This window comes from Pseudomonas sp. P108 (assembly GCF_032613195.1).
Classification (GTDB): domain Bacteria; phylum Pseudomonadota; class Gammaproteobacteria; order Pseudomonadales; family Pseudomonadaceae; genus Aquipseudomonas.
The window spans coordinates 4,951,784-4,976,873 of record NZ_CP126691.1; the positions used below are offsets into that span (position 1 = coordinate 4,951,784).

23 protein-coding genes are annotated in these 25,090 nt (G+C 60.3%); 13 read left to right on the top strand and 10 right to left on the bottom strand.

Annotated features, from left to right (window positions below; all coding sequences use genetic code 11):
- The first annotated feature begins 130 nt into the window (after positions 1 to 130).
- The 6 genes from QOM10_RS21775 to QOM10_RS21800 all read left to right on the top strand — a co-directional run bounded on the left by QOM10_RS21775 (position 131) and on the right by QOM10_RS21800 (position 7,663).
- Positions 131 to 2,254 (top strand): TonB-dependent receptor plug domain-containing protein, encoded by a 2,124-nt coding sequence (locus QOM10_RS21775; RefSeq protein ID WP_316916928.1) that lies wholly within the window; start codon positions 131 to 133, stop codon positions 2,252 to 2,254.
- Position 2,255: 1 nt separating this feature from the next.
- Complete coding sequence (locus QOM10_RS21780) at positions 2,256 to 3,188, top strand: ABC transporter substrate-binding protein (RefSeq protein WP_127929366.1); 933 nt, start codon at positions 2,256 to 2,258, stop codon at positions 3,186 to 3,188.
- Positions 3,185 to 5,089, top strand: coding sequence for an ATP-binding protein (locus QOM10_RS21785; RefSeq protein ID WP_150775986.1), 1,905 nt, complete (start codon positions 3,185 to 3,187; stop codon positions 5,087 to 5,089). Before QOM10_RS21780 ends, QOM10_RS21785 begins: the two co-directional genes overlap by 4 nt.
- 247 nt (positions 5,090 to 5,336) lie before the next feature.
- A complete protein-coding gene (gene fabA, locus QOM10_RS21790) occupies positions 5,337 to 5,852 on the top strand; it encodes a 3-hydroxyacyl-[acyl-carrier-protein] dehydratase FabA (protein WP_003227150.1) in 516 nt (171 codons plus the stop codon).
- Positions 5,853 to 5,863: 11 nt separating this feature from the next.
- Entirely contained in the window at positions 5,864 to 7,084 is a 1,221-nt protein-coding gene (gene fabB, locus QOM10_RS21795) for a beta-ketoacyl-ACP synthase I (protein ID WP_003227152.1), read from the top strand.
- A gap of 390 nt (positions 7,085 to 7,474) precedes the next feature.
- On the top strand, positions 7,475 to 7,663 hold the full coding sequence (locus QOM10_RS21800) for a hypothetical protein (RefSeq protein ID WP_007917473.1): 189 nt from the start codon (positions 7,475 to 7,477) through the stop codon (positions 7,661 to 7,663).
- A 70-nt stretch (positions 7,664 to 7,733) separates the two neighbouring features.
- Here QOM10_RS21800 and QOM10_RS21805 read toward each other — a convergent pair whose 3' ends face one another.
- From QOM10_RS21805 to QOM10_RS21835, 7 genes are all read right to left on the bottom strand, one after another.
- Entirely contained in the window at positions 7,734 to 8,276 is a 543-nt protein-coding gene (locus QOM10_RS21805; protein ID WP_016987455.1) for a DUF2058 domain-containing protein, read from the bottom strand.
- Positions 8,277 to 8,301: 25 nt separating this feature from the next.
- Positions 8,302 to 9,135, bottom strand: a complete 834-nt coding sequence (gene mazG, locus QOM10_RS21810; RefSeq protein ID WP_316916929.1) for a nucleoside triphosphate pyrophosphohydrolase — start codon at positions 9,133 to 9,135, stop codon at positions 8,302 to 8,304.
- 127 nt (positions 9,136 to 9,262) lie between these two features.
- On the bottom strand, positions 9,263 to 11,506 hold the full coding sequence (gene relA, locus QOM10_RS21815) for a GTP diphosphokinase (protein ID WP_007917476.1): 2,244 nt from the start codon (positions 11,504 to 11,506) through the stop codon (positions 9,263 to 9,265).
- A 101-nt stretch (positions 11,507 to 11,607) separates the two neighbouring features.
- Positions 11,608 to 12,984: a 23S rRNA (uracil(1939)-C(5))-methyltransferase RlmD gene (rlmD, locus tag QOM10_RS21820; protein WP_095120615.1), complete on the bottom strand. Its 1,377-nt coding sequence runs from the start codon at positions 12,982 to 12,984 to the stop codon at positions 11,608 to 11,610.
- Entirely contained in the window at positions 12,984 to 13,886 is a 903-nt protein-coding gene (gene cysM, locus QOM10_RS21825; RefSeq protein ID WP_026000780.1) for a cysteine synthase CysM, read from the bottom strand. Before cysM ends, rlmD begins: the two co-directional genes overlap by 1 nt.
- Positions 13,887 to 14,336: 450 nt before the next feature.
- Positions 14,337 to 15,761, bottom strand: a complete 1,425-nt coding sequence (locus tag QOM10_RS21830) for a sensor histidine kinase (RefSeq protein WP_316916930.1) — start codon at positions 15,759 to 15,761, stop codon at positions 14,337 to 14,339.
- On the bottom strand, positions 15,748 to 16,470 hold the full coding sequence (locus QOM10_RS21835; protein ID WP_127929370.1) for a response regulator transcription factor: 723 nt from the start codon (positions 16,468 to 16,470) through the stop codon (positions 15,748 to 15,750). The genes QOM10_RS21830 and QOM10_RS21835 overlap by 14 nt, the downstream gene beginning before the upstream one ends.
- Positions 16,471 to 16,689: 219 nt before the next feature.
- On the opposite strand from QOM10_RS21835, the gene QOM10_RS21840 reads away from it, so the two are divergent.
- Both QOM10_RS21840 and QOM10_RS21845 read left to right on the top strand, forming a co-directional pair.
- Positions 16,690 to 19,443: a response regulator gene (locus tag QOM10_RS21840; protein WP_150750760.1), complete on the top strand. Its 2,754-nt coding sequence runs from the start codon at positions 16,690 to 16,692 to the stop codon at positions 19,441 to 19,443.
- Between the two features lie 82 nt (positions 19,444 to 19,525).
- Positions 19,526 to 20,515 (top strand): 2-hydroxyacid dehydrogenase, encoded by a 990-nt coding sequence (locus tag QOM10_RS21845; RefSeq protein ID WP_150750535.1) that lies wholly within the window; start codon positions 19,526 to 19,528, stop codon positions 20,513 to 20,515.
- A gap of 11 nt (positions 20,516 to 20,526) precedes the next feature.
- Here the strand turns inward: QOM10_RS21845 and QOM10_RS21850 are convergent, their stop codons facing one another.
- Positions 20,527 to 20,979: a hypothetical protein gene (locus QOM10_RS21850; RefSeq protein WP_316916931.1), complete on the bottom strand. Its 453-nt coding sequence runs from the start codon at positions 20,977 to 20,979 to the stop codon at positions 20,527 to 20,529.
- Between the two features lie 133 nt (positions 20,980 to 21,112).
- On the opposite strand from QOM10_RS21850, the gene QOM10_RS21855 reads away from it, so the two are divergent.
- Positions 21,113 to 21,547: a hypothetical protein gene (locus QOM10_RS21855; RefSeq protein ID WP_316916932.1), complete on the top strand. Its 435-nt coding sequence runs from the start codon at positions 21,113 to 21,115 to the stop codon at positions 21,545 to 21,547.
- Complete coding sequence (locus tag QOM10_RS21860; RefSeq protein WP_127930439.1) at positions 21,547 to 21,951, top strand: META domain-containing protein; 405 nt, start codon at positions 21,547 to 21,549, stop codon at positions 21,949 to 21,951. The genes QOM10_RS21855 and QOM10_RS21860 overlap by 1 nt, the downstream gene beginning before the upstream one ends.
- A 296-nt stretch (positions 21,952 to 22,247) precedes the next feature.
- Here the strand turns inward: QOM10_RS21860 and QOM10_RS21865 are convergent, their stop codons facing one another.
- A complete protein-coding gene (locus tag QOM10_RS21865; RefSeq protein ID WP_007917494.1) occupies positions 22,248 to 22,715 on the bottom strand; it encodes a TlpA disulfide reductase family protein in 468 nt (155 codons plus the stop codon).
- Positions 22,716 to 22,828: 113 nt separating this feature from the next.
- On the opposite strand from QOM10_RS21865, the gene arsC reads away from it, so the two are divergent.
- Genes arsC through QOM10_RS21880 form a run of 3 tightly spaced genes read left to right on the top strand, consistent with a single transcriptional unit; the run spans position 22,829 to position 24,202 of the window.
- On the top strand, positions 22,829 to 23,182 hold the full coding sequence (gene arsC, locus QOM10_RS21870) for an arsenate reductase (glutaredoxin) (protein WP_127929375.1): 354 nt from the start codon (positions 22,829 to 22,831) through the stop codon (positions 23,180 to 23,182).
- Positions 23,179 to 23,775, top strand: coding sequence for an NAD(P)H:quinone oxidoreductase (wrbA, locus tag QOM10_RS21875; RefSeq protein WP_316916933.1), 597 nt, complete (start codon positions 23,179 to 23,181; stop codon positions 23,773 to 23,775). Before arsC ends, wrbA begins: the two co-directional genes overlap by 4 nt.
- A gap of 1 nt (position 23,776) precedes the next feature.
- Complete coding sequence (locus QOM10_RS21880; protein WP_007917509.1) at positions 23,777 to 24,202, top strand: DUF2069 domain-containing protein; 426 nt, start codon at positions 23,777 to 23,779, stop codon at positions 24,200 to 24,202.
- Between the two features lie 89 nt (positions 24,203 to 24,291).
- Here the strand turns inward: QOM10_RS21880 and QOM10_RS21885 are convergent, their stop codons facing one another.
- Positions 24,292 to 24,966 carry a DNA-3-methyladenine glycosylase I gene (locus QOM10_RS21885; protein WP_095123040.1) on the bottom strand — a complete coding sequence of 225 codons (675 nt, stop codon included), beginning with the start codon at positions 24,964 to 24,966 and terminating at the stop codon, positions 24,292 to 24,294.
- Positions 24,967 to 25,090: the final 124 nt, after the last annotated feature.

The following is a 25,090-nucleotide window of genomic DNA, read 5'->3' on the forward strand; positions in this document are numbered from 1 at the left end:
CCCCAGCAACAATTACCGACACTTGTAGGAAGAAGACCAATAAAACCTAGGAAAATGCTACTAACGTGAATGGAAAAGTCACGGTGCTCGGTTAACATGCGCGCCAAATCTTTACGATCAAGGCTGCGTCGTGTTTTTCGCTCCTCCCCCTCCCCGTTCGTCCCTTTTGCTGGCGCTGCTGTTCAGCCCGCTAGTGCTGGGGGACGACCTGTTCATGGACAACGAAGCACTGCCGCAGGTGCTGACGGCCACGCGCCTGAAACAGACACCGGCGGAAGTGCCGGGGAGCATGACCGTACTCGACAGCGAATTGATCAACGCCAGCGGCGCCCGCGACATCAGTGAGCTGCTGCGCCTGGTGCCAGGGATGATGGTCGGCAACATCAGCGGCAATCAGGCGGCCGTCAATTATCACGGCACCAACGCCAGCGAAGCACGGCGCATGCAAGTGCTGATCGACGGCCGTTCGGTCTATCGCGCAGGCTTGTCCACGGTGGACTGGAGCGATATTCCGGTGGCCATGGAAGACATCGAGCGCATCGAAGTGTTTCGCGGCCCGAACACCGTCAGCTACGGCGCCAATGCGCTGATGGCGGTGGTCAACATCATCACCCGCCACCCGGCCGACAGCCACGGCACTCGCCTGAAGTACACCCGTGGCCAGCGTGGCATCAATGATTTTTACGCCAGCCAGGGCACCGGCTGGAATGGTGGTGATCTGCGCTTGTCGCTGTCCGGTCAGGAAGATGACGGCTTCGACAGCGATCGCAGCGGTGCAGACTACCGTGACAGCCGCCGCTTGAATCGCTTCAGTCTCGCGGTCAGTCACACCCTCAGCGATAACCAGAGCCTCGACTGGCAGGTCAACGCCAAGGACGGCACCAACCAGCGGCCCTACACCTACCGCCCGGTGTTCTCCGGGATTACCGCCGCCGGGAACAATTCCGACGTAGCCGCCAAGGATTACGCCGGCTCGGTGCGCTGGAATCTCGATATCAACCCGGAGCACAGCCTTTATATACAAGGCTCGGCGCAACACTGGGATCGTCAGCAAACCTGGCGCGCCTGCGATGCCGAGGTATCGTTCAGCCCCGAACTGACGCAACTGTGGCAGCTCAACCCGAATTACACCGAACGTCTGGCGCGCAACATCACCCGGTTCACCGGCCCCGGAGCGGCGCCCGGCACGCCACAGGAAATGGCCCTGGCCAATCAGGTGCTTGATCAATGGCGCAACGGCGCCAGCCGAACCCTGTGCGGCGACATCGATCAGAGCGCCCGCGAATCGCGCTACGACCTCGAATTGCAGGACACCCTCAGCCTGTCCGACAGCCTGCGTCTGGTCAGCGGCATGAACTATCGTTACGACCGCGCCGACTCCGAGACTTACTTCAATGGCACGCTGGACGACACCACTTGGCGCGCGTTCGGCCAACTGGAATGGCGCGCCACGGAACACTGGCTGTTGCAGGGCGGTGCGATGTTCGAAAACACGCAACTGATCGGCAGTTCGCTGACCCCGCGCTTCGCCGTCAATTACCTGATCAACCCGCGCCACGGCCTGCGTGCGGTGTATTCGGAGGCGATCCGCTCGCCGGACATGTTCGAGAACAATGTGAACTGGAGCTATCAGGTCAGCAACCTGCGCCCCTCGGCCTATGGCCAGTCTTCGGCGCGCTACTTCGTCAAGACTCGCGGCCCCGGCGATCTCGATCAGGAACACATGCGCTCGCGCGAGCTGGGCTACAACGGCTATTTCGCCGAACTGGGCCTGGCCCTGGATGTGAAGCTGTTCTACGACGAGATCACCGGGATGATCAGTGAACCGCTACGTAACAACCAGTACATCGCCAGCAATGCCAACAGCTCACGTTTTCGTGGCACGGAAACCCAGCTCGACTGGCGCGTGAGCCTGGCCGACCGTTTGCGCTTCACCTACGCCTTTGTCGATGCCGAGGCGAGTAACCCACTGGATCAGCAGTTCACTTCACGCAACAGCGGTTCGGCTGGCTGGCTGCGCGACTGGGGCCATGGCTGGAACAGCGCCCTCTTCTATTACGGCGACAACGCACTCAACGGCTACCGTTTCGAGCGCGTCGACACGCGCATCGCCAAACGCATCGCGCTGGGCAAAGCACAATTGCAACTGGCTGGCGTACTGCAACAGCGTCTCGACCACGAGCCGACCACTTTCGTCGACAACAATTACGACGAACGCCGGGTGATGTACTTCAGCGCCGAGCTGGAGTTCTAGGATGCGCTACCGGCAGTCACGGAAGATGCCAACCCTGGGCCATTGGCTGGCCGGGGTCTGTCTGTTTATGACCGCATGGCTGCATGGTGTGGCGGTGCAGGCCGCCGATATCCTGTTGACCGGCGCCGAAGAAAGTCCAGGCGTACAAGCGTTCGTCCAGGCGCTCAGTGAACTGCGACCGACCGACAACGTGCGTTTCCAGCCACTGGCCAGTCTGCCTGCGCCGGGCAAACTGCCCGCCGGCCTGCGCCTGATTCTGCTCGACCTGCCGAGCCTCGACTGGCGTCTGCAAGAACCCCAAGGCCCGGCGACGCTGGTGCTGCGCATCAGTCGCCTGCAAGCCCGGCAGCGCCTCGGCAGCGCGCAACCGGCGCATCTGAGTTTGCTGTGGAGTGATCCGCCGCTGAGCCGACAGTTGCAGTTGATCCGACGCATTTTGCCCCAGGCCCGGCGGATCGGCGTGCTGTTCGATGAGCACAGCGAATTTCTCCTCAAGGAGCTGAATCTCGCCGCCGCGCCGCTGAACCTGCAAGTCGTCAGCCAGCGTTGGGACAACACCCACGACAGCCGCCCGCTGCAAACCGTGCTGAAAAACAGCGACGTGCTGCTCGGGCTCGACGACCCCGATCTGTACAACCCGAAAACCGCGAAAAACCTGCTGCTCAGCAGTTACTCACGGCAAGTCGCACTGGTCGGCCCCAACGTCGCGTTCGTCCGCGCCGGCAGCCTGGCCAGCAGTTACAGCGACCAGAACGACTGGCTGGCAATCCTCGATCAATTGCTCGACCAACCGCCGGCCACTTGGCCGCGGACGCTCTACCCCGCACGTTTTAAAGTCTCAAGTAATGCGCAGGTCGCTCGTTCACTGGGTATCGAACCGCTCAATGACGCATCTGTTGCCAGCGCACTGGCTGAAGGAGAACGCCGCCCATGAGTTTCCGTCGCCGTTGGGACATCAACACCCGCACCCAGCTGATCAGCCTGGGCCCGGCGTTGTTGCTGACCTTGCTGTTGATCAGCTTCTTCACCTTCGTGCGCATTCAGGATTTGCGTCAGGAACTGAACCACACCGGTCAACTGATCGCCAACCAACTGGCGCCCGCCACCGAATACGGGGTGATTTCCGGCAACAACGAAGTGCTGGAAAGCCTGCTCAAAGCCACACTGGCCACGCCCAACGTGCGTTTTCTCGAAGTACAGGACAGCGCCAACCGGATTCTGGTGTACGTCGAACAACCCGCGGCGGCGCACGGTCGGCCGCATCAGGTCGAAGTGTTTCAGGCACCAGTACGGTTGCAGCGCATCGCCCTGCACAATGATTTCTTCCAGGACGGCAAGGTCAGCAATAGCGGGGCCGGCGAAGATTATCTGGGCCGGGTGATCGTCGGCTTGTCCAACGACGCGTTCAGCCAGCGCCAGCAGGAGATTCTGCTCAAGGCCGGGATTCTCGCGCTGTTCGCCCTGCTCTTCACCTTTGTATTGGCACGGCGCCTGGCCGGCAGCCTGTCGCAGCCGATCCGCGATATCGGTGACGCGGTGAAGGCGATTCAGGACGGCGATTACAAAACCCCGTTGCCGATCGTCGATGACACCGAACTGGGCGCGCTGTCGCAACACATCAACAACCTTGCCCAGGCGCTGGAACAGGCCAGCCGCGAGCAGCATCAAGCCATGGCCCAACTGATCCAGACCCGTGAAGAAGCGGAAAAGGCCAACAACGCCAAGTCCGACTTTCTGGCGATGATGAGCCATGAACTGCGCACGCCCATGAACGGCGTGCTGGGCATGCTGCAATTGCTGGAAACCACCGAGATGACCGAGGAGCAGGTTGAATATGCCGCCCTCGCCTCGGAGTCCACCGAGCACTTGCTGAAAGTCATCAACGATATTCTCGACTTCTCACGCATCGAACGCTCGGAGCTGGAACTGGAGCACATCCCGTTCAACCTGGCCGAACTGATTGGCGCCTGCGCCCAGTCGTTCCAGCACAGCGCGGTACAGCGAGGGCTGGCGCTGAACCTGCGCATCCCGGACGACATGCGCGGTTTGCAGGTGCAAGGCGATCCAACGCGGATCCGGCAGATTCTGGTCAATCTGGTTGGCAACGCGCTGAAATTCACCGAACAGGGTCGCGTCAGCATCGAGGCGCAGTGGCAGTCGCTGGATCATGAATTGCTGTGGTTCACCTGCTCGGTGCGTGACAGCGGCATCGGTATTTCTTCCGAAAGTCTGGAATTGATGTTCAACGCTTTCCAGCAGGCCGACAGTTCAATCTCGCGGCGTTACGGTGGCACCGGTCTCGGCTTGCCGATCGCCCGTACGCTGGCCGAACGCATGGGCGGCACCTTGCGCGCGCAGAGCGAGGAAGGCCGTGGTTCGGTGTTCACCCTGGAAATTCCGCTGGCACTCTATAAGCAGGCGCTGCCGACTCTGGCTGCGCCGCGTGCACTGAACGGCAAAGAGCATGGTGAAGGGCGCAATGTCTTGCTGGTCGAAGACAATCCGGTAAACCAGACGGTTATTGAAGCGATGCTGCGCAGTCTGGGCTTTACTGTCAGTGTCGCCACTGATGGCGCACAAGCCGTGCGCAACGCCGAGGGCAGCGACTTCGAAGTGATTCTGATGGATTGCCGTTTGCCGATCATCGATGGCTATGAGGCCACGCGGCAGATCCGGCTGCTGCCCGGACGCAGTGAGGTGCCGATCATCGCGCTGACCGCCAACGCCTTGCAGGGCGACCGCGAAACCTGTCTGGCGGCGGGCATGAACGATTATCTGGCAAAGCCGTTCAAACGTAATGACCTGCAGCAGATTCTGCAGCGCTGGGTGTCGTAGTGTGGGCCTTTCGACCATCTGCGACTGGCGTGAAAAGCGAAAGTGCGGCAGTCTTAGGCACCCGAACGAGCCTCAAAAGGGGCTTGAATAAAAATTTCAGTGCACAAGTGTACATTCATGTCCTTGGTGCTGTGACTTTCACCACAACGCAATAGTCTATGAGTAGGCTGCCGGTTCGAGGCATGAACGCTTCGAACGGTCGGGAAGATTTGCCCCACCTGCCGCATGGGATTATTGAGGAGCTCGCATGACCAAACAAAACGCCTTTACTCGGGAAGATCTGCTGCGCTGCAGTCGCGGTGAGCTGTTCGGCCCAGGTAACGCGCAACTGCCCGCCCCGAACATGCTGATGGTCGATCGCATCACCCTGATCAGCGAAGAAGGCGGCAAGTACGGCAAAGGTGAATTGGTCGCCGAGCTGGATATCAACCCTGATCTGTGGTTCTTCGCGTGCCACTTCGAAGGCGATCCGGTGATGCCGGGCTGCCTGGGTCTGGACGCCATGTGGCAACTGGTCGGTTTCTTCCTGGGCTGGCAAGGCCTGCCGGGCCGTGGCCGTGCGCTGGGTTCGGGCGAAGTGAAATTCTTCGGTCAAGTGCTGCCGACCGCCAAAAAAGTCACCTACAACATTCATATCAAACGCGTCCTCAAGGGCAAACTGAACCTGGCCATTGCCGATGGTTCGGTGACTGTCGACGGTCGCGAAATCTACACCGCCGAAGGCCTTCGCGTCGGCGTGTTCACCTCCACTGACAACTTCTAAGGGTTATTCGCATGCGCCGCGTCGTTATCACTGGTCTGGGCATTGTTTCGTGCCTGGGCAATGACAAAGAGACCGTCTCCGCTAACCTGCGTGCAAGCCGCCCTGGCATCCGGTTCAACCCGGAATATGCCGAAATGGGTCTGCGTAGCCAGGTTTCCGGCTCCATCGACCTCAACCTTGAAGAGCTGATCGATCGCAAGATCTATCGCTTCGTTGGCCACGCAGCGGCTTACGCCTACCTGGCCATGAAAGACGCTATTGCTGACTCCGGCCTGACCGAAGAGCAAGTGTCCAACCCGCGTACCGGCCTGATCGCTGGTTCCGGCGGTGCTTCCACACTGAACCAGATGGAAGCGCTGGACATCCTGCGCGAGAAAGGCGTGAAGCGCGTTGGCCCGTACCGCGTAACGCGGACCATGAGCAGCACCGTTTCCGCTTGCCTGGCCACACCGTTCAAGATCAAGGGCCTGAACTACTCCATCGCTTCTGCCTGCGCCACCAGTGCTCACTGCATCGGTACCGCCATGGAACAGATCCAGATGGGCAAGCAGGACATCGTTTTCGCCGGTGGCGGTGAAGAAGAGCACTGGAGCCAGTCGTTCCTGTTCGACGCCATGGGCGCTCTGTCCAGCAAGCGTAACGACACCCCGGAACAAGCTTCCCGTGCCTACGACGCCGACCGTGACGGTTTCGTCATCGCTGGCGGTGGCGGCATGGTCGTGGTTGAAGAGCTGGAACACGCTCTGGCCCGTGGCGCGAAAATCTACGCGGAAATCGTTGGCTACGGCGCGACCTCCGACGGTTACGACATGGTTGCCCCGAGTGGCGAAGGCGCGATCCGCTGCATGCAGATGGCGATGTCCACCGTTGATACGCCGATCGACTACCTGAACACCCACGGCACCTCGACTCCGGTCGGCGACGTCGCGGAAATGAAAGGTGTGCGTGAAGTGTTCGGCGACAAGGCACCCGCGATCAGCTCGACCAAGAGCCTGTCCGGTCACTCCCTGGGCGCCGCCGGCGTTCACGAAGCGATCTACTGCATGCTGATGATGGAAGGCAACTTCATTGCCGGTTCCGCCAACATCGACGAGCTGGACCCAGAAGTGGCCGACCTGCCGGTGCTGACCAAGACCCGCGAAAACGCCACGATCAACACCGTGATGAGCAACAGTTTCGGCTTCGGCGGCACCAACGCCACGCTGGTACTGAAGCGCTGGGAAGGCAAGTAATTCCCCCCGCTTGAGCCACACATGAAAACGCCCCGACTGGTTCGGGGCGTTTTTTTTGCCTGCAGAAAACTCATGGCCGACACAAATCCCCTGTGTAGGAGCTGCCGAAGGCTGCGATCTTTTGACTTTGATTTTTAAAAGACAAGATCAAAAGATCGCAGCCTTCGGCAGCTCCTACACAAGGGTTCGCATGGGTCTTAAAATGAAACTTCTGTCATGAAACTTACCGCCCTGCGACCGAATGTCGCGGATTACGCGGGCTGCAGCACTGTTGCAAAATACGCAATAACACCTTGCACAAATCAGCCGTTTACTTAGCAAGCTAACAAATCATATAACAGAGTCCTGCACACGCCTTGCTGCAGATAACTTGAGATTTGGAGCTAGCAGATGACTGTAAAAGTAACTGAACGCGACGATTCACACATGTCCCACGAAGGCGTAGCCGCCGGTATCCGCATCTGGGATGTGCATCAACAAGACTTGCTGGTCGGCATGTTCCACAACGAGATCGATGCCCACAACTACAAGGCCGAACTGGAAGTGCAAGAACAGCAGCGGGATCTGAAATCCGCCTGATTCAACCACAGCATTGAAAACGACAAACCCCGCCATGAGCGGGGTTTGTCGTTGTTACAGCTTTATCGATTTACCACATCAGATCATCAGGGATCTGATACGCCGCGTACGGATCGTCCTCGGTGCTGACCTCTTCGGTCTGCACGTTGAGCTGGACGATACGCTGTGGATCGCGCTCCTGGATCTTCAGGGCCGCTTCACGCGGGATCACTTCGTAGCCGCCGGCATGGTGGACGATCGCCAGCGAACCGCTGCTGAGCTTGTTGCGCATCAGCGTGTTGACCGAGATGCGCTTGACCTTCTTGTCGTCGACGAAGTTGTAGTAGTCCTCGGTGGTCAGCTTCGGCAGACGCGAGACTTCAATCAGTTGCTTGACCTGAGCTGCACGCGCCTTGGCCTCGGCTTTCTCTTTCTGCTGACGGTTCAGCTCCTGGTCACGCTTGACCTTCTCGGCCATGGCTTCCTGGGCGGCGCGCTGCTGCGAGTCATCCAGCTCGATCTGGCCTTTGTGCGCCAGACGCTGCTGCTTCTGCTTGTCCTTGCTGACCTGCTTGGCCTGCTTTTGGTTGACCAGGCCTGCTTTGAGCAACTGGTCGCGAAGGGAAATACTCATGGGACTTACTCACTTGGGCAGTTGCTCAGCCGCAGCCGGGCGCATTCTTTTCCTGACGTTTGGCTTCACCCCACAGGGCGTCCAACTCTTCGAGGGTGCAATCTTCTATGGGACGGTGGGTGTCGCGCAATGCCTGTTCGATAAATCGGAAACGTCTTTCAAACTTGCCGTTGGCGCCACGCAGTGCAGTTTCCGGATCGACCTTCAGATGCCGGGCCAGATTGACCACGGAAAACAGCAGATCGCCGATCTCGTCAGCCACGGCCACCGGATCGTTTTCGGACATGGCTTCGAGGACTTCATCGAGTTCTTCGCGCACCTTGTCGAGCACCGGCAAGGCGTCCGGCCAGTCGAAACCGACCTGCCCTGCACGCTTCTGCAACTTTGCCGAACGCGACAATGCCGGCAACGTCGCCGGCACGTCATCAAGCAGCGACAGTTGTTCGGGCGCGGCGGATTTCTCGGCGCGCTCTTCGGCCTTGATCTCTTCCCAGCGCTGCTTGACCTGTTCTTCGCTCAAGCGCGGCACATCCAGCGGTGCGTAGAGATCACCGGTGGGGAACACGTGGGGATGACGGCGGATCAGTTTGCGGGTGATGCTGTCGATCACCCCGGCAAATTCGAAGCGCCCTTCTTCCTTGGCCAACTGGCTGTAATACACCACCTGGAACAGCAAATCGCCCAGCTCGCCCTGCAAATGATCGAAGTCGCCGCGTTCGATGGCGTCGGCCACTTCGTAGGCTTCTTCGAGCGTGTGCGGGACGATGGTCGCGTAGGTTTGCTTGATGTCCCACGGGCAACCGTACTGCGGATCGCGCAGACGGCTCATCAGGTGGAGCAGATCTTCAAGGCTGTACATCATTTCTCTGTCTCACCACAAAACCACTGTGGGAGCGAGCCTGCTCGCGAAAGCGGTGTGTCTGCAACTATGTTGTCGACTGACACGCCCTCTTCGCGAGCAGGCTCGCTCCCACAGAGAAGCCACATCACGGCGTACGGTTACGCCGCGTTTCGATGATGTTCGGCAACTGCGAAATCCGCCCGAGCAACCGCCCCAGTGCATCCAGACCCGGGATCTCGATGGTCAGCGACATCAGCGCGGTGTTGTCCTCCTTGTTCGAGCGGGTGTTGACCGCCAGCACGTTGATGCGCTCGTTGAGCAGTACCTGCGAGACGTCACGCAGCAGACCGGAGCGATCATAGGCACGAATGACAATGTCCACCGGATAGGTGAGCACCGGCACCGGGCCCCAACTGACCTGAATGATCCGCTCTGGCTCGCGCCCGCCCAGTTGCAACACCGAGGCACAGTCCTGACGGTGAATGCTCACGCCACGACCCTGAGTGATATAGCCGACGATCGCATCGCCCGGCAGCGGCTGGCAGCAGCCGGCCATCTGCGTCATCAGGTTGCCGACACCCTGGATCTGAATGTCGCCGCGCTTGCCCGGTTTGTAGCCGGTGGCTTTGCGCGGAATCAGCTCCAGCTGTTCGTTGCCGCGTTCCGGCTCGACCAGTTGCTGCGCGAGGTTGACCAGTTGCGCCAAACGCAGATCGCCGGCACCGAGGGCGGCGAACATGTCTTCGGCGGTTTTCATGTTGGCCTTGTCGGCCAGCTTGTCGAAATCCACCGCGGGCAGACCGAGGCGCGTCAGCTCGCGCTCGATCAGGGTTTTACCGGCGGCCACGTTCTGGTCGCGCGCCTGCAATTTGAACCAGTGGACGATCTTCGCCCGCGCCCGCGAGGTGGTGACGTAACCGAGGTTGGAGTTCAACCAGTCGCGGCTCGGTGTGCCGTGTTTGCTGGTGATGATCTCGACCTGCTCACCGGTCTGCAGGCTGTAGTTGAGCGGCACGATGCGCCCGTTGATCTTCGCGCCACGGCAGTTGTGGCCGATTTCGGTGTGCACGCGATAGGCGAAGTCCAGCGGCGTCGCGCCTTTCGGCAAGTCGATGGCGTGACCGTCGGGAGTGAAGATGTAAACCCGATCCGGCTCGATATCGACACGCAGCTGTTCCGCCAGACCACCGATATCGCCCAGTTCTTCGTGCCACTCGAGCACCTGACGCAGCCAGGAGATTTTCTCTTCGTAGTGATTCGAACCGGATTTGACGTCGGTGCCCTTGTAGCGCCAGTGCGCGCAGACGCCGAGTTCGGCTTCTTCGTGCATCGAATGCGTACGGATCTGCACTTCAAGGACTTTGCCTTCCGGGCCAATTACCGCCGTATGCAACGAGCGGTAGCCGTTCTCTTTCGGGTTGGCGATGTAGTCGTCGAACTCTTTCGGGATGTGCCGCCACAAGGTGTGGACGATGCCGAGCGCGGTGTAGCAGTCGCGCATCTCCGGCACCAGCACACGCACCGCGCGCACGTCGTAGATCTGGCTGAATTCCAGACCCTTGCGCTGCATTTTGCGCCAGATCGAATAGATGTGTTTGGCGCGGCCGCTGATGTCGGCATCGACGCCGGTGGCCTGCAGTTCATCCTTGAGCTGGGTCATCACGTCGGCGATGAAGCGCTCACGGTCCAGCCGTCGCTCGTGGAGCAACTTGGCGATCTGCTTGTATTGATCAGGCTCGAGATAACGGAAGGACAGATCCTCCAGTTCCCATTTGATATGACCGATGCCGAGCCGGTGCGCGAGCGGCGCATAAATGTCGAAGACTTCGCGGGCGACACGGTTACGCTTCTCGTCGTCGGCGGTTTTCACCGCGCGAATGGCGCAGGTACGTTCGGCCAGCTTGATCAGCGCGACACGCACATCGTCGACCATCGCCACGAGCATCTTGCGCAGGTTTTCCACCTGCCCTTGCGTGCCCATGACCATCGACTGACGCGGGCTGAGACTGGCACTGATGGCCGCCATGCGCTGCACGCCGTCGATCAGCTTGGCGACCACCGGACCGAAGCGCTGGCCGACGGCCGCGAGTTCGATCTGGCCTTCGCGCACGCCGCGATACAGGACCGCCGCGACCAGCGAATCCTGATCGAGCTTGAGGTCGGCGAGAATCTCGGCGATTTCCAGGCCGGTACTGAAACTGCCGGAGCCTTCGGCCCACAGATTCTTCTTGGCATTGGACTGTTGTTCGGCCTCGCGAGCGAACTCGCAGGCTTCTTTCAAGGCTTCGCGATCCAGTGCCAGATCGACACTGACCGCGTGATCGAGCCAAGCCTCGAGATTGATACTGCCGTCAGTGTTGATCGGCTGGTGTGCTCTCACCTGTACCATCTTGCTTTACCTTCCCTACGACGCAGATTCAATGCGTCAAATCGCTGATCCTTATTGCCCGTTTGCGCTCGCGGGGCTAAAGCGAGCGCTGCGCGGACAGATCAGACGGATTCAGACGAGCCATCCTGGCTCGCTTCAAATAACGCCATGGCCTCGACATGTGCCGTCTGAGGAAACATATCGAGAATCCCGGCACGTTTTAACCGGTAGCCCTGCTTGATCAATTCGACCGTATCGCGCGCCAGAGTTGCAGGGTTGCACGATACGTACACCAACCGTTTGGCACCCAGGGTCGCCAGCTTGCGAACCACCTCGAAAGCACCGTCACGCGGTGGGTCCAAGAGTACCGCAGAAAAGCCGTTTCCGATCCACTGGGCATCGGTCAAAGGCTGGGATAAATCGGCTTGAAAAAACTTTGTGTTATGCAAATTGTTACTGGCGGCGTTCGCTTCAGCGCGATCGACCATGGTTTGCACACCCTCGACCGCGACGACTTCGCGCACGGCTTTGGCCAACGGCAAGGCGAAGTTGCCCAAGCCGCAGAACAGATCGAGCACGCGCTCGTCGCGACCCGGCTTCAGCCAGTCCAGCGCCTGTGCAACCATCGCTTCGTTGACACCGGCATTGACCTGAATGAAGTCACCCGGTCGGTACGCCAGATCCAGATCCCACTGCTCCAGGCGATAGCCCAGCGACTGGGTGGCATCGACCGGTTGCGGCTCACCTTCGCCATGCAGCCACAATTGCGCTTCATGGAACTGGCAGAAGTCCTTGAGGATGGTCAGATCCGCTTCGGACAACGGCGCCATGTGCCGCAGCAACACCGCCAGAGACGAGCCACTGAACAACTCGACATGGCCCAAAGCCTGCGGCTTGCTCAAACGGCGGAGCATCTCAGGCAAACGGGTCATGATCGGTTGCAAGGGCTGTACCAGCACCGGGCATTCGCTGATCGCGACGATGTCCTGACTGCCGGCGGCACGGAAACCCACTTCGAGTTTCTTCGCCTTCATGTCCCAGCGCACCGCAATCCGGGCGCGACGGCGATAGCCGAATTCGGGACCGGTCAGCGGCGCTGCCCACTGTTCAGGTTCGACACCGGCCACACGCGACAATTGCTCGGCGAGCATGCGCTGTTTCAGGGCAAGCTGTTCGCTGTGGGGCAAATGCTGGACGCTGCAACCGCCGCAACGGCCGGCGTGCTGACACGGTGCCGGGCGACGCAGTTCGCTGGCTTTGAACACGCGCTCAGTGCGCGCCTCGACCACTTTGCCGTGGGCGCCGAGCACCCGCGCTTCGACCTCTTCACCGGCCAGGGCGCCGAGGACGAACCAGGTTTTGCCTTCGAAAAACGCGATACCGCGACCGTCATTGGCCAGGCGCTCAATGCTCAAGCGCTGCTTTTTACCGGTCGGAATTTGCGCAGCCTTGCTGCCGCCCGTGGGCTGGAAGCGCAGGCCTCTCTCGTGCTTGGCCATCAGTTGGGCGCGTCGAAAATGCCGGTCGACAGGTAACGGTCGCCACGGTCGCAGATGATCGCGACGATCACCGCGTTTTCAACTTCTTTGGACAGGCGCAGCATCGCTGCCACCGCCCCCCCCGAGGACACGCCGCAGAAGATGCCTTCTTCGCGGGCCAGACGCCGGGTGACGTCTTCGGCTTCGCTTTGCGCCATGTCGACGATACGGTCAACACGATCAGCCTGATAAATCTTCGGCAGGTATTCCTGCGGCCAGCGGCGAATACCGGGAATGGCCGAGCCTTCCATCGGTTGCAGTCCGACGATCTGCACGCTGTCGCTCTGCTCTTTCAAGTAGCGCGACACGCCCATGATGGTGCCGGTGGTGCCCATCGAACTGACGAAATGAGTGATGGTGCCCTGGGTCTGACGCCAGATTTCCGGACCTGTGGTGGTGTAGTGCGCTTCAGGATTGTCGCCGTTGGCGAACTGATCGAGCACCTTGCCACGGCCTTCGGCTTCCATACGCTGCGCAAGATCGCGCGCGCCTTCCATGCCCTCTTCCTGGCTGACCAGAATCAGCTCGGCGCCATAGGCGGTCATCGCCGCTTTACGTTCAGCGCTGGAGTTGTCCGGCATGATCAGGATCATTTTGTAACCCTTGATCGCTGCCGCCATGGCCAGCGCGATCCCGGTGTTGCCCGAGGTCGCTTCGATCAGCGTATCGCCGGCGTGGATCTGCCCGCGCAACTCGGCGCGAGTGATCATCGACAGCGCCGGACGGTCCTTGACCGAACCCGCCGGGTTATTCCCTTCGAGCTTGAGCAATAGGGTGTTGCTGGTGGCACCGGGCAGGCGCTGCAAACGCACCAGCGGAGTGTTGCCGACGCAATCGGCGATGGTTGGGTACTGCAGGGTCATGGCGTATTCGCAATCCAGACGTGCGGGGGCGCCTATCATACCGGCAAACCCGCGCAGGCCATATCACGCAAAGTGCGGTGCTTATGGTTTATGGGAATAAGCAGCAATAGTCTCACCACTGGTGAGACTTTTACGCTGGGTCATCTTTGTTTGCGGTGATGCAAATGGCCTCATCGCTGGCAAGCCAGCTCCCACAGTGACCCGTGTTGCTCTATTAATAATGTCAGCAGTGCTGACACTGTCTTGTATTGCTCAAACAATCTGCGAGTAAAACACACTCCCTATGGGATGGGAGTAAGCGATAAAAGTCGCACCAGTGGCGCGACTTTTGTGTTGAGCCATTTTCATTGGTGGTGATGCTCAGAGACTCTTCGCGAGCAGGCTCGCTCCCACAGGGAGTAGTGTCATTCGCAGAATAGTGTCAGCAGTGATGACACTATTAACTGTTGATCACACAATCTGCGGCGAACCGAGATCCAATGTGGGAGCGAGCCTGCTCGCGAAGGCGTCAGTCGGCGCAACACAATCATCCGCCAGCAACCGTAAATTCAGCCGCAATCCCGCCCCGCCATTCTCCGCCCAAATACTTCCGCCCTGACGCTGCACGGCATTGCGCGCGATGCTCAGCCCCAAGCCAAAACCGCCATCACCGGGCCGCGAGCCGTCGAGCCGGGTGAACGGTGAGAAGATCCGTTCCAGATCCCCTTCCGCTACGCCGCCGCCCTGATCTTCCAGCCACAGATGCCAGAAATCGCCATCGCGCCGTCCATCCAGTCGCACGATCCCGCCCGGTGGCGAATGCCGAATGGCGTTGCGCAAAATGTTCTCCAGTGCCTGCGCCAGCGTGTTCAGGTTGCCACGCACCCAGCATGACGCTTCGACCGAACACTGCAATTGCAGACTCGGCCAGCCGCTTTCATAACAGGCATTGTCGGTGAGCATTTCCCACAGCGCCTGAATCTGGATCGCCTCGTCGGGCAATGGCGTACGGTCGGTATCGAGCCAGGCCAGTTGCAGGGTGTCTTCGACCAGTCTTTGCATACCGTCGACTTCGCGACCGATGCGCTCGCGCAACTGCAGCAGACTTTGTTCGCTTTCACTGGCGACCCGCAAGCGGCTCAGCGGTGTGCGCAATTCGTGGGACAGGTCGCGCAGCAATTGCTGTTGCAGGGCGACGGTCGATTGCAAGCGTTCGGACATCGAGTCGAATGCCCGCGCAAGCTCACCGAGTTCATCCGGCCGTTGGGTGATGCCGCTCGACAGCCGCACATTCAATTGATCGGCGCGCCAGGCGTTGGCCTGTTCGCGCAGGTTGTTCAGGGGCACGACCAGCAAGCGGTACAGACCGACGCACAGCAACAAGGTGAACAGGCCCGGAATCACGCCGTTAGTGATAACGCGCCAGAACACACGATACTTGCCCGGCAGGAAACGTTCGGGCAGTTCGATCACCAGGCTGCCGGCAGACGGTTCTTTGGGAAACGGCACACGCAGCCACGGCCGGTTCTTTTTGTGAATCGGCCAGTCGAGGCCGCGCAAGAACGTCAGGTGCTGGATTTCCTGTTCATTCAGCGGATCGCTGCTCAGCGACTGCAAGTTGCCGCCGATGACGCCGACCCAACTGGCTTCACGCAACTCCATACTCTGCAACCAGTCATCGACCCCGCTGCGGCCGCCGTGCTGCCACGCTTGCTCGGCTTGCATCGCATAACGTGAAAGGGTGCCGCGTGCTTCGTCGGAGAGGAACTGGTTGCGCTCCTCCATATAACGTCCCCACGACCAGCTCAGCCAGATCATCAGCAGACAGAATGCGACCAGCAGACAGGCCAGTTTCCAGAACAGCGAATGCCGGCCCGGCAGTTCAGAGATTTTCATCGGCGGCGCTCAAGACGTAACCCTTGCCCCAGACGGTGCGCACTTCACGCTCGGTGTAACCGATGGCTTTGAGCTTGCGGCGGATCTGGCTGATATGCATGTCGAGACTGCGGTCATGGGCCGCGTATCCACGCTGCAGAACGTGCTGATAAAGGAAGGCTTTGCTCAGCACTTCTTCGTCATTGCGATTGAGGGTTTCCAGCAGACGGTATTCGCTGCGGGTCAGCCCGGCGGCGTGTTCGCGAAAAAAAACATCGCATTGCTCATCGTCAAAACGCAGCGTACCGGCCGCCACTGGCGCCGCCAGCGATGCCGGGCGCCGATCCAGCGCAACCCGACGCAGGATCGCTTCAATGCGCACATGCAACTCGGCCATGCTGAACGGCTTGGGCAAATAATCGTCGGCGCCCAGACGGAAACCGCTGATGCGATCCGCCTCGGCGCCGAGGGCCGACATCAGCAGCACCGGGGTCGAATGGCTTTGACGCAACTGCGTCAATACATTCAAACCATCCATTCCGGGCAACAGAATATCCATCAGCACCACGTCGAATGGCTGACGCCTGGCGATGCTCAGGCCTTCCTGACCATTCTGGCACCAGGTCACCTGAAAGCCGCTGCGGCCCAGATGTTCGTGAACATAGGCGCCGAGAACCGGATCGTCCTCGATGGAAAGAATGCGTGGCTGGCCGACGGAAACAGGAGTCATGAGTATCTGCAAGTAATTCTCAGTTGAGCGCGATTATTCAAGATTGCCCGGCAGCGGGCAACACAAGGCTGCCCTTTCTGACAAACGAGCACCGGTGCCCTGACCCACCCTGAGCGCATTTTTCCGGAGATTGCCTGCGAGCAAATCGCTACACTGCGCCCATGTCGCGTGCCGGATGCACGCATGAGTCAACAGATCAGCGGGATGCAGGAGATAGGCGTGCTCAAGAAACTGGGAATCAAAGGTCGCGTGTTGTTGCTGACCTTGTTGCCGACCAGCCTGATGGCGCTGGTACTGGGTGGTTACTTCACCTGGACGCAGCAGTCCGACTTGCAGAGCCAATTGATGCAGCGCGGCGAGATGATCGCCGAGCAACTGGCGCCGCTGGTGGCACCCGCCATGGGTCACGGCAACAGCGATCTGCTCGAACGCATTGCCACTCAGTCCCTTGAGCAACCGGATGTGCGCGCGGTGACCTTCCTCGCCCCGGATCGCTCACCGCTGGCCCACGCCGGCCCGACCATGCTCAATCAGGCGCCCAGCGGCGACAGCGCGCATTTGCAACGGCGCAGCGGCAATGATGCGACGCGTTATCTGATGCCGGTGTTCGGCAAACATCGCAACCTCGCCGGCGAACTGATCCCGGAAGAGTCCGACCGCTTGCTCGGCTGGGTCGAGCTGGAACTGTCGCACAACGGCATGCTGCTGCGCGGTTATCGCAGCCTGTTTGCCAGCCTGCTGCTGATTGCCGCCGGTCTGGCGGGCGCGGCATTGCTGGCGTTGCGCATGGGCCGCACCATCAATCGTCCGCTGAGCCAGATCAAACAAGCCGTCGCGCAACTCAAGGACGGCCATCTGGAAACGCGTCTACCGCCGCTCGGCAGTCAGGAACTGGATGAACTGGCGTCGGGCATCAACCGCATGGCCGGCACCCTGCAAAACGCCCGCGAAGAACTCCAGCACAGTGTCGATCAGGCCACCGAAGACGTCCGGCAGAATCTGGAAACCATCGAGATCCAGAACATCGAACTGGACCTGGCGCGCAAAGAAGCGCTGGAAGCCAGCCGGATCAAATCCGAATTCCTCGCCAACATGAGCCACGAGATCCGCACGCCGCTCAACGGCATTCTCGGCTTCACGCATCTGTTGCAGAAAAGCGAACTGACCCCGCGCCAGCTCGACTATCTGGGCACCATCGAAAAATCCGCCGACAGCCTGCTGGGGATCATCAACGAGATCCTCGACTTCTCGAAAATCGAGGCTGGCAAACTGGTGCTCGACCATATTCCGTTCAACCTGCGCGACCTGTTGCAGGACACCCTGACCATCCTCGCCCCCGCTGCGCACGCCAAGCAGCTTGAGCTGGTCAGCCTGGTGTATCGCGACACGCCGCTGTCGCTGGTCGGTGACCCGCTGCGTCTGAAGCAGATTCTCACCAACCTTGTGAGCAACGCGATCAAGTTCACCCGCGAAGGCACCATCGTTGCCCGGGCGATGCTTGAAGATGAACAAGAAGACAGCGTGCAACTGCGCATAAGCATTCAGGACACCGGCATCGGCCTGTCGAATCAGGACGTGCGCGCGTTGTTCCAGGCGTTCAGTCAGGCCGACAACTCGCTGTCGCGCCAGCCGGGCGGCACCGGTCTGGGGCTGGTGATTTCTAAACGCCTGATCGAACAGATGGGCGGCGAAATCGGCGTCGACAGCACACCGGGCGAAGGCTCGGAATTCTGGATCAGCCTGAGCTTGCCGAAAACCCGTGACGACGCCGAAGACCTGCCGGCCGCGCCGTTGCTCGGCCGCCGCGTGGCGGTGCTGGAGAATCACGAACTGGCGCGCCAGGCCTTGCAGCATCAACTGGAAGACTGTGGCCTCGATGTCACCCCGTTCAACACCCTCGAGACCTTGACCAACGGCGTCACCGGCGCCCACCAGACCGATCAGGCGATTGATCTGGCGGTCATCGGCATCACCAGCAACGACATGCTGCCAGAGCGATTGAACCAGCACATCTGGGACCTCGAACACCTTGGCTGCAAAGTGCTGGTGCTGTGCCCGACCACCGAACAGACGCTGTTCCATTTGTCGGTGCCGAACCCGCACAGCCAGTTGCAAGCGAAACCGGCCTGCACACGCAAACTGCGTCGGGCCTTGGCCGATCTGGTCAACCCGCGCCAGCCACGCAATGAGCCGGGGGAACCGCTGTCGAGCCGGGCGCCGAAAGTGCTGTGCGTCGACGACAATCCGGCCAACCTGCTGCTGGTGCAAACCCTGCTCGAAGACATGGGCGCCAAGGTGCTTGCCGTGGAAAGCGGTTACGCCGCGGTCAAAGCAGTGCAGAACGAATCTTTCGATCTGGTGCTGATGGACGTGCAGATGCCGGGCATGGACGGCCGTCAGAGCACCGAAACCATTCGCCAGTGGGAAAGCGAGCGGCACTGCACGCCGCTGCCGATCGTCGCCCTCACCGCCCACGCCATGGCCAACGAAAAACGCGCGCTGCTGCAAAGCGGCATGGATGATTACCTGACTAAACCCATCAGTGAGCGGCAACTGGCGCAGGTGGTGCTGAAATGGACCGGCCTGGCTTTGCGTAATCAAGCGCCGGAGCGGACCAGCGACAGTGCAGCGGGCAACAATGAACTGCCAGTGCTCGATCACGAGGAAGGTTTGCGTCTGGCCGCTGGCAAGGCTGATCTGGCGGCGGACATGCTGGCCATGTTGCTCGCTTCACTGGAAGCCGACCGCGAAGCCATTCGCGCGGCGTGCGAGAACCGCGACCAGAACGCATTGATCGAACGCGTCCATCGTCTGCACGGTGCCACCCGTTATTGCGGCGTACCGCAATTGCGCGCGGCCTGTCAGCGCAGCGAAACCCTGCTCAAGCAGGACGACCCCAAGGCCGTGGCAGCGCTGGAAGAACTGGAGCGCGCGATCAACCGGCTCGCGGCGCAAGCGAAGATCAGTGCCTGATCCACGGCAATGCCGATCAACGCCAGCACCGCTAAAGTGAGCTTGGGTGATTCAATCCGCGTCGATGTTCCAGGAGGTTTTCATGCGCACGCTCGTTTTCAGTAGCCAGACCTATGATCGCGACAGCTTCCTCGCCGCCGATTGCCCGGCAGGTGTCGAGCTGCAGTTTCAACCGGCGCGGCTCAGCCTCGATACGGCGGCGCTGGCTGAAGCGCATGAAGTGGTCTGTGCGTTTATCAACGACGACCTTAGCGCACCGGTACTCGAGCGACTGGCCGCTGGCGGCACACGCCTGATTGCCCTGCGCTCGGCGGGTTACAACCATGTCGATCTGGCCGCGGCGAAACGTCTCGGACTGGCCGTAGTGCGCGTGCCGGCCTACTCACCGCATGCGGTGGCCGAACACGCCGTGGCGCTGATCCTCGCCCTCAACCGCCGTCTGCACCGCGCCTATAACCGCACCCGTGAGGGCGATTTCAGCCTGCATGGCCTGACCGGTTTCGACCTGGTCGGCAAAACCGTCGGGATTGTCGGCACCGGTCAGATCGGTGCGACCTTCGCGAAAATCATGCACGGTTTCGGCTGTGAGTTGCTGGCCTACGATCCGTTCCCGAACCCGGATGTACTGGCGTTGGGCGCGCGCTATCTGAGCCTGCCGGAACTGCTCGCGCAGTCGCGGATCATCAGCCTGCACTGCCCGCTCAACGAGCAGAGCAAACACCTGATCAACCGCGATTCACTGGCGCACATGCAGGCCGGCGCCATGCTCATCAATACCGGTCGCGGCGGCCTGGTCGACACCCCGGCGCTGATTGACGCCTTGAAGGACGGCCAACTCGGTTATCTGGGCCTGGATGTCTATGAAGAAGAGGCGCAACTGTTTTTCGAGGATCGCTCCGACCTGCCCTTGCAGGATGATGTGCTGGCGCGATTGCTGACTTTTCCCAACGTGATCATCACCGCGCATCAGGCCTTTTTGACGCGTGAAGCACTGGGGGCGATTGCCGCAACCACACTGCACAACATCGCGACCTGGGCGGCGGGCATGCCACAGAACCAGGTCGAGGGTTGAGCACTTTCAGCTTATTTCGGTGAAAGCGAGGACGCCAGAATCAACAGCGCCAGCCAGCCGAAGCCGAAGAAGCGCTGTTTCATCGAGTGGCCGTAGCGCAGCAGGAACCAGACGAAAAACATCGGCAGCAGGAAGATCATGATCTTCAGCCAGCCTTCCACCGGCCGACTGCCGTCGGCATTGGTCTGCTCGGTAGCCGGTTGCTCGGTGGGCTGCTGGCGCCGGCGCCGCGCGGCGGCCGGCATGACTTTCGGCAAAGGTTGCGGTGCGGGTGCCGGAGCAATGACCTCGGGCACAGACTTGTTGCGCGGCAAGCTGCCGAACGAGATTGTCGCGGCCTGAGCGGGCGCAACTGCGCCGTGCGCTTGTGTCACATGCTCCGCCATCGGAGCCCCACAATGAATGCACGCGTTGGCTTCGGAGCTGATGCTCTTCTTGCATTCATAACATTCGATCAGCGCCATGTTCCGTTCCTTCAGAGTCGAGGCCGGCAGTTTGCCATGAGCGTCGCCTCAATTGAACCTGATCGAAGGTCACACGCGCACATCATTCTGCAATCAAGCCCGTGCTAGCATGTCGCGCATATTTGGAGGACCCATGGTCGAACACGATTTCCGCTACAACCTGATGAACCCGCAACACACCCTCACCGAATGCCGCGCCCTTGTTCCGGGCCGCTATCAGGTCACCGGCAATGGTGGCTCGACTCGCATCGGTGACGCCTTGTTGGTCACCCTCAAAGGCAGCAAGGACTTGTCCATGCGCCTGACCGTTGAAACCGTCCGCCACCTGATCAATCCGCCGGGCCAATGGACCGCGATGACCACAGGTCCGGTGTTTGGTGAACTGGCGATCCACACCTGGCAGGTCAACTGCGACAGCTGCGCCAAAGAGCTGAGCTTCGAATTCGCCGTGGACGCCAAACTCGGCAAAGCCGCCGAGAAACCGGCGGCCACCGCGCGCATCGCCGGGCTGGGCTGGAAAGCCGTTGGCGACAAGCACCTGTGCCCGAAATGCCAGGAGCCGGCATGATGAAACGCTTTGCCCTGACCGCGCTGGTCGGTGCCGGCCTGGTGGGATGCGCTGCGGAGCCGGTGCAACTGCAACAGAACCGCAGCTACATTCTGGAATGGATCGGTGAGCGACCACTGATGGATTACAGCCATCTGACGGTGACCCTGGGCGATGATGGCCGCGCCTATGGCAACGGTGGCTGCAACCATTGGTTCGCGCCGTACACGCTGGACGGTGACAAGCTGACTTTCGGCAAGATCGGCAAGACCCGCAAACTGTGCGCCCCGGCGCTGATGGAGCAGGAGCAGCGCTTCCTGCAGGCGCTGGAGCATGTCCAGCGCTGGGACATCTCGCCGATCGAACAGATGCGCTTCTGGCCGGCAGAAGGCAAGCCGTTGCGCTGGTGGCTGGAAGAGGGTTAAGCCTCAGGATCGCCAAAGCCCTCACCCTAGCCCTCTCCCAGGGGGAGAGGGGACTGATTGGGGATATTGGGGAGCTACGCCGACCTGAAAGGTCTTCACCGAATCCATCATCGACTGGATCCTGCTTTGGCGAATCCATAATCGACTCGATTCTGCTTGGGCGAATCTACAATCGACTCGATTCTGCTTGGGCGAATCTACAATCGACTCGATCTCTCAGGTCGATGTAACTCGCCAGACACCTCGGTCGGCCCCCTCTCCCCCCGGGAGAGGGCTGGGGTGAGGGGCTTTTGACGTTACTTGGTCGCTTGCAACGCCTCAAGCTTCGCCATCACCCCCGCCGCCGTCTGCTCCCCCATCAACTGCTCACGCACCTTGCCTTTGTTGTCGATGATATACGTCACCGGCAATGCCTCACTGCGCGGCAACTCGAACAGTTCCGCCGGATCCTGCGCCAGCACGGTGAACTTGATGCCCAGTTTTTCGCTGGCGTCTTTCAGTTCCACACCCTGCACGTTGTCGAAGTTGACCCCGAACACGCCTACGTTCTTGCTCTTGAGCTCATCAGCCAAATGGTTGAGCTCCGGGATCTCGGTGCGGCACGGACCACACCATTCGGCCCAGTAGTTCAGCACCACCCATTGCTTGTCCAAACGCTCGGACGCCACTTTCTGGCCGTTCTGGTCGATACCGTAATCATTGCCGCAGCCCCCCAGCATCAACGCCCCGATTATCGTCAATGCCGCTGCCAATCGCCGTGTCATGTCGTGTTCCTTGTGAAAATTTGAAGGCGCCTGCGACCCATTGCCTCCGAAGGTTCTGGATTGCGCGCTGCACAGTTAGAATAGCCGCCACTTTACGCCAGAAGCGACCCGACATGACCGATCTGACGCTTTATCACAATCCGCGCTGCTCGAAATCCCGCGGCGCGCTGGAACTTCTTGAAGCCCGCGGCCTGACCCCGAACGTCGTGCGTTACCTCGAAACCCCGCTGACTGCGGCGCAAATCAAGGCCCTGCTCGGCAAGCTCGGGATCAGCGCACGCCAGTTGCTGCGCACTGGGGAAGATGAATACAAAATGCTTCAACTGGCTGACGAAAGCCTCAGCGAAGCGCAATTGATCGACGCCATCGCTCAGCACCCGAAACTGATGGAGCGACCGATTTTCGAAGTCGGCGACAAAGCCGTGATCGGTCGCCCACCGGAAAATATCCTGGAGTTGTTGCCGTGAGCGCGCCGTACATTCTGGTGCTGTATTACAGCCGCAACGGCTCGACCAACGAGATGGCCCGGCAGATTGCCCGTGGTGTCGAGCAGGCCGGTCTCGAAGCGCGTTTGCGCACCGTGCCGGCAATCTCCACCGAGTGTGAAGCCGTGGCCCCGGCCATACCGGACGAAGGCGCGCTCTACGCCACCCTCGATGACTTGAAGAACTGCGCCGGTCTGGCCCTCGGCAGCCCGACGCGCTTTGGCAACATGGCCGCACCGCTGAAATACTTCCTCGACGGCACCAGCAACCTGTGGCTGACCGGCGCCCTCGTCGGCAAACCGGCGGGTGTATTCACCTCCACCGCCAGTCTGCACGGCGGTCAGGAAACCACGCTGCTGTCGATGATGTTGCCTTTGCTGCACCACGGCATGCTCATCACCGGTTTGCCGTACAGCGAATCGGCGCTGCTGGAAACCCAGAGCGGCGGTACGCCTTACGGTGCCAGCCATCACGCTGGGGCTGACGGCAAAAGTGGTCTCGATCAGCATGAAGTGGCGCTGTGTCGCGCGCTGGGTCTGCGGCTGGCGAAAACCGCTCAGAAACTGGTGGGCTGAGATGGCGAAGAAGCCGAAGATTCTGCCGAGTGTCGAGTGGCTTGAGCCACGGGTGAAGGCGATGCGGGTGATCAGCCTGCTGAGCTTTTTCGCCCTCGCCGGCTTGCTGGCGGCCTACTACCTGCTGTTCGCCGATCTGCATGGCGCGCGGCCGTGGGTAATTCTGCTGGTCGAGCTGATCCCGTGGATTGTTCTCGCCCCGGCGATGATCATGGGCAGCGCCCGTGGGCATTCGTGGATGTGTTTTGTGGTGAATCTGTATTTCATCAAAGGCGCACTGGCGGCGTATGACCCGAACCGGCAGTTGTTTGGTGTGCTGGAGATGGTCGCCAGCCTGGCGGTGTTCTGCTCGGCGCTGTTGTATGTGCGGTGGCGGTATCAGTTGAATCGCAAGTTGGCAGGTGAAGGCGAAATCTCCGTCGCCTAAACGGACGCCTTCGCGAGCAGGCTCGCTCCCACATTTGGAATGTGTTCCCCTGTGGGAGCGAGCCTGCTCGCGAATGGGGCGACGCGGTCTTAATGGTTGACGGTGTAAGCGAGCATCATCGAAATCTGGCTCATCGCCCGTCCGCCGCTCTGTTCATGCCACTGGTTGAACGCATCCTGCACAATCGCCAGATCGCGCAGACTGGTCGGCACCTTGTCGACGATCTTCTGTGCATTCAATGCTGCAACCACGTCGTAACTCGGCACAAACGTATCCTTGCCAACCATGCGCAAAAAGCGTGGCGCCGACAGACCGCCCAATTGATGACCGTGCTTTTTCAGGTACGTCCACAAACCGACGATATCGGTCACCGGCCAGTCGGCAATCAGCGCACCGAAACTGCCCTTCTCCTTCTCCACATCGAGAATGAACTGCGCATTGCGCGGCACGCTTTTCAGTTTGCCCAAATGGCGAATGATCCGCGCGTCCTGCATCAGGCGCTCAAGATGTTCGGCGCTCATCAGCACAACTTTTTCCGGGTCGAACTTGAAGAACACTTCCTCAAAGGCCGGCCACTTGGCGTCGACCAGACTGTGCTTGAGGCCGGCACGAAATACGCGCAGGGCCATAGTCGAGAGGTAGCGGTCGTCGCTGATCTTGCGCAGTTGCGCCGGGGTCTTGGGAACGGGCAGATGGGCTTCCAGTTCAGCCGCCGAACCGAAGCGGTTCAGACAGTATTCGTGCAGCCACTTGTAATCGCGCATGCCCTCTCCTATTGAATGAAGCGAAGAAACCAATGTGGGAGCGAGCCTGCTCGCGAAAGCGGTGTGTCATTCAACTGATTTGTTGACTGATACTCCCCCTTCGCGAGCAGGCTCGCTCCCACAT

Excerpts from the sequence above, each read along its gene's own strand:
- mazG (WP_316916929.1), bottom strand. The coding sequence starts at position 9,135 with ATGTACAGCCTTGAAGATCTGCTCCACCTGATGAGCCGTCTGCGCGAT.
- QOM10_RS21885 (WP_095123040.1), bottom strand. The coding sequence starts at position 24,966 with ATGCGCGATTACAAGTGGCTGCACGAATACTGTCTGAACCGCTTCGGT.
- QOM10_RS21780 (WP_127929366.1), top strand. The coding sequence starts at position 2,256 with ATGCGCTACCGGCAGTCACGGAAGATGCCAACCCTGGGCCATTGGCTG.
- QOM10_RS21850 (WP_316916931.1), bottom strand. The coding sequence starts at position 20,979 with ATGGCGCTGATCGAATGTTATGAATGCAAGAAGAGCATCAGCTCCGAA.
- QOM10_RS21880 (WP_007917509.1), top strand. The coding sequence starts at position 23,777 with ATGGCGAAGAAGCCGAAGATTCTGCCGAGTGTCGAGTGGCTTGAGCCA.
- QOM10_RS21830 (WP_316916930.1), bottom strand. The coding sequence starts at position 15,761 with ATGAAAATCTCTGAACTGCCGGGCCGGCATTCGCTGTTCTGGAAACTG.
- QOM10_RS21845 (WP_150750535.1), top strand. The coding sequence starts at position 19,526 with ATGCGCACGCTCGTTTTCAGTAGCCAGACCTATGATCGCGACAGCTTC.
- QOM10_RS21860 (WP_127930439.1), top strand. The coding sequence starts at position 21,547 with ATGAAACGCTTTGCCCTGACCGCGCTGGTCGGTGCCGGCCTGGTGGGA.
- QOM10_RS21835 (WP_127929370.1), bottom strand. The coding sequence starts at position 16,470 with ATGACTCCTGTTTCCGTCGGCCAGCCACGCATTCTTTCCATCGAGGAC.
- arsC (WP_127929375.1), top strand. The coding sequence starts at position 22,829 with ATGACCGATCTGACGCTTTATCACAATCCGCGCTGCTCGAAATCCCGC.
- cysM (WP_026000780.1), bottom strand. The coding sequence starts at position 13,886 with ATGACCCTGCAGTACCCAACCATCGCCGATTGCGTCGGCAACACTCCG.
- rlmD (WP_095120615.1), bottom strand. The coding sequence starts at position 12,984 with ATGGCCAAGCACGAGAGAGGCCTGCGCTTCCAGCCCACGGGCGGCAGC.
- QOM10_RS21800 (WP_007917473.1), top strand. The coding sequence starts at position 7,475 with ATGACTGTAAAAGTAACTGAACGCGACGATTCACACATGTCCCACGAA.
- QOM10_RS21855 (WP_316916932.1), top strand. The coding sequence starts at position 21,113 with ATGGTCGAACACGATTTCCGCTACAACCTGATGAACCCGCAACACACC.
- QOM10_RS21785 (WP_150775986.1), top strand. The coding sequence starts at position 3,185 with ATGAGTTTCCGTCGCCGTTGGGACATCAACACCCGCACCCAGCTGATC.
- QOM10_RS21805 (WP_016987455.1), bottom strand. The coding sequence starts at position 8,276 with ATGAGTATTTCCCTTCGCGACCAGTTGCTCAAAGCAGGCCTGGTCAAC.
- relA (WP_007917476.1), bottom strand. The coding sequence starts at position 11,506 with ATGGTACAGGTGAGAGCACACCAGCCGATCAACACTGACGGCAGTATC.
- fabA (WP_003227150.1), top strand. The coding sequence starts at position 5,337 with ATGACCAAACAAAACGCCTTTACTCGGGAAGATCTGCTGCGCTGCAGT.
- QOM10_RS21865 (WP_007917494.1), bottom strand. The coding sequence starts at position 22,715 with ATGACACGGCGATTGGCAGCGGCATTGACGATAATCGGGGCGTTGATG.
- fabB (WP_003227152.1), top strand. The coding sequence starts at position 5,864 with ATGCGCCGCGTCGTTATCACTGGTCTGGGCATTGTTTCGTGCCTGGGC.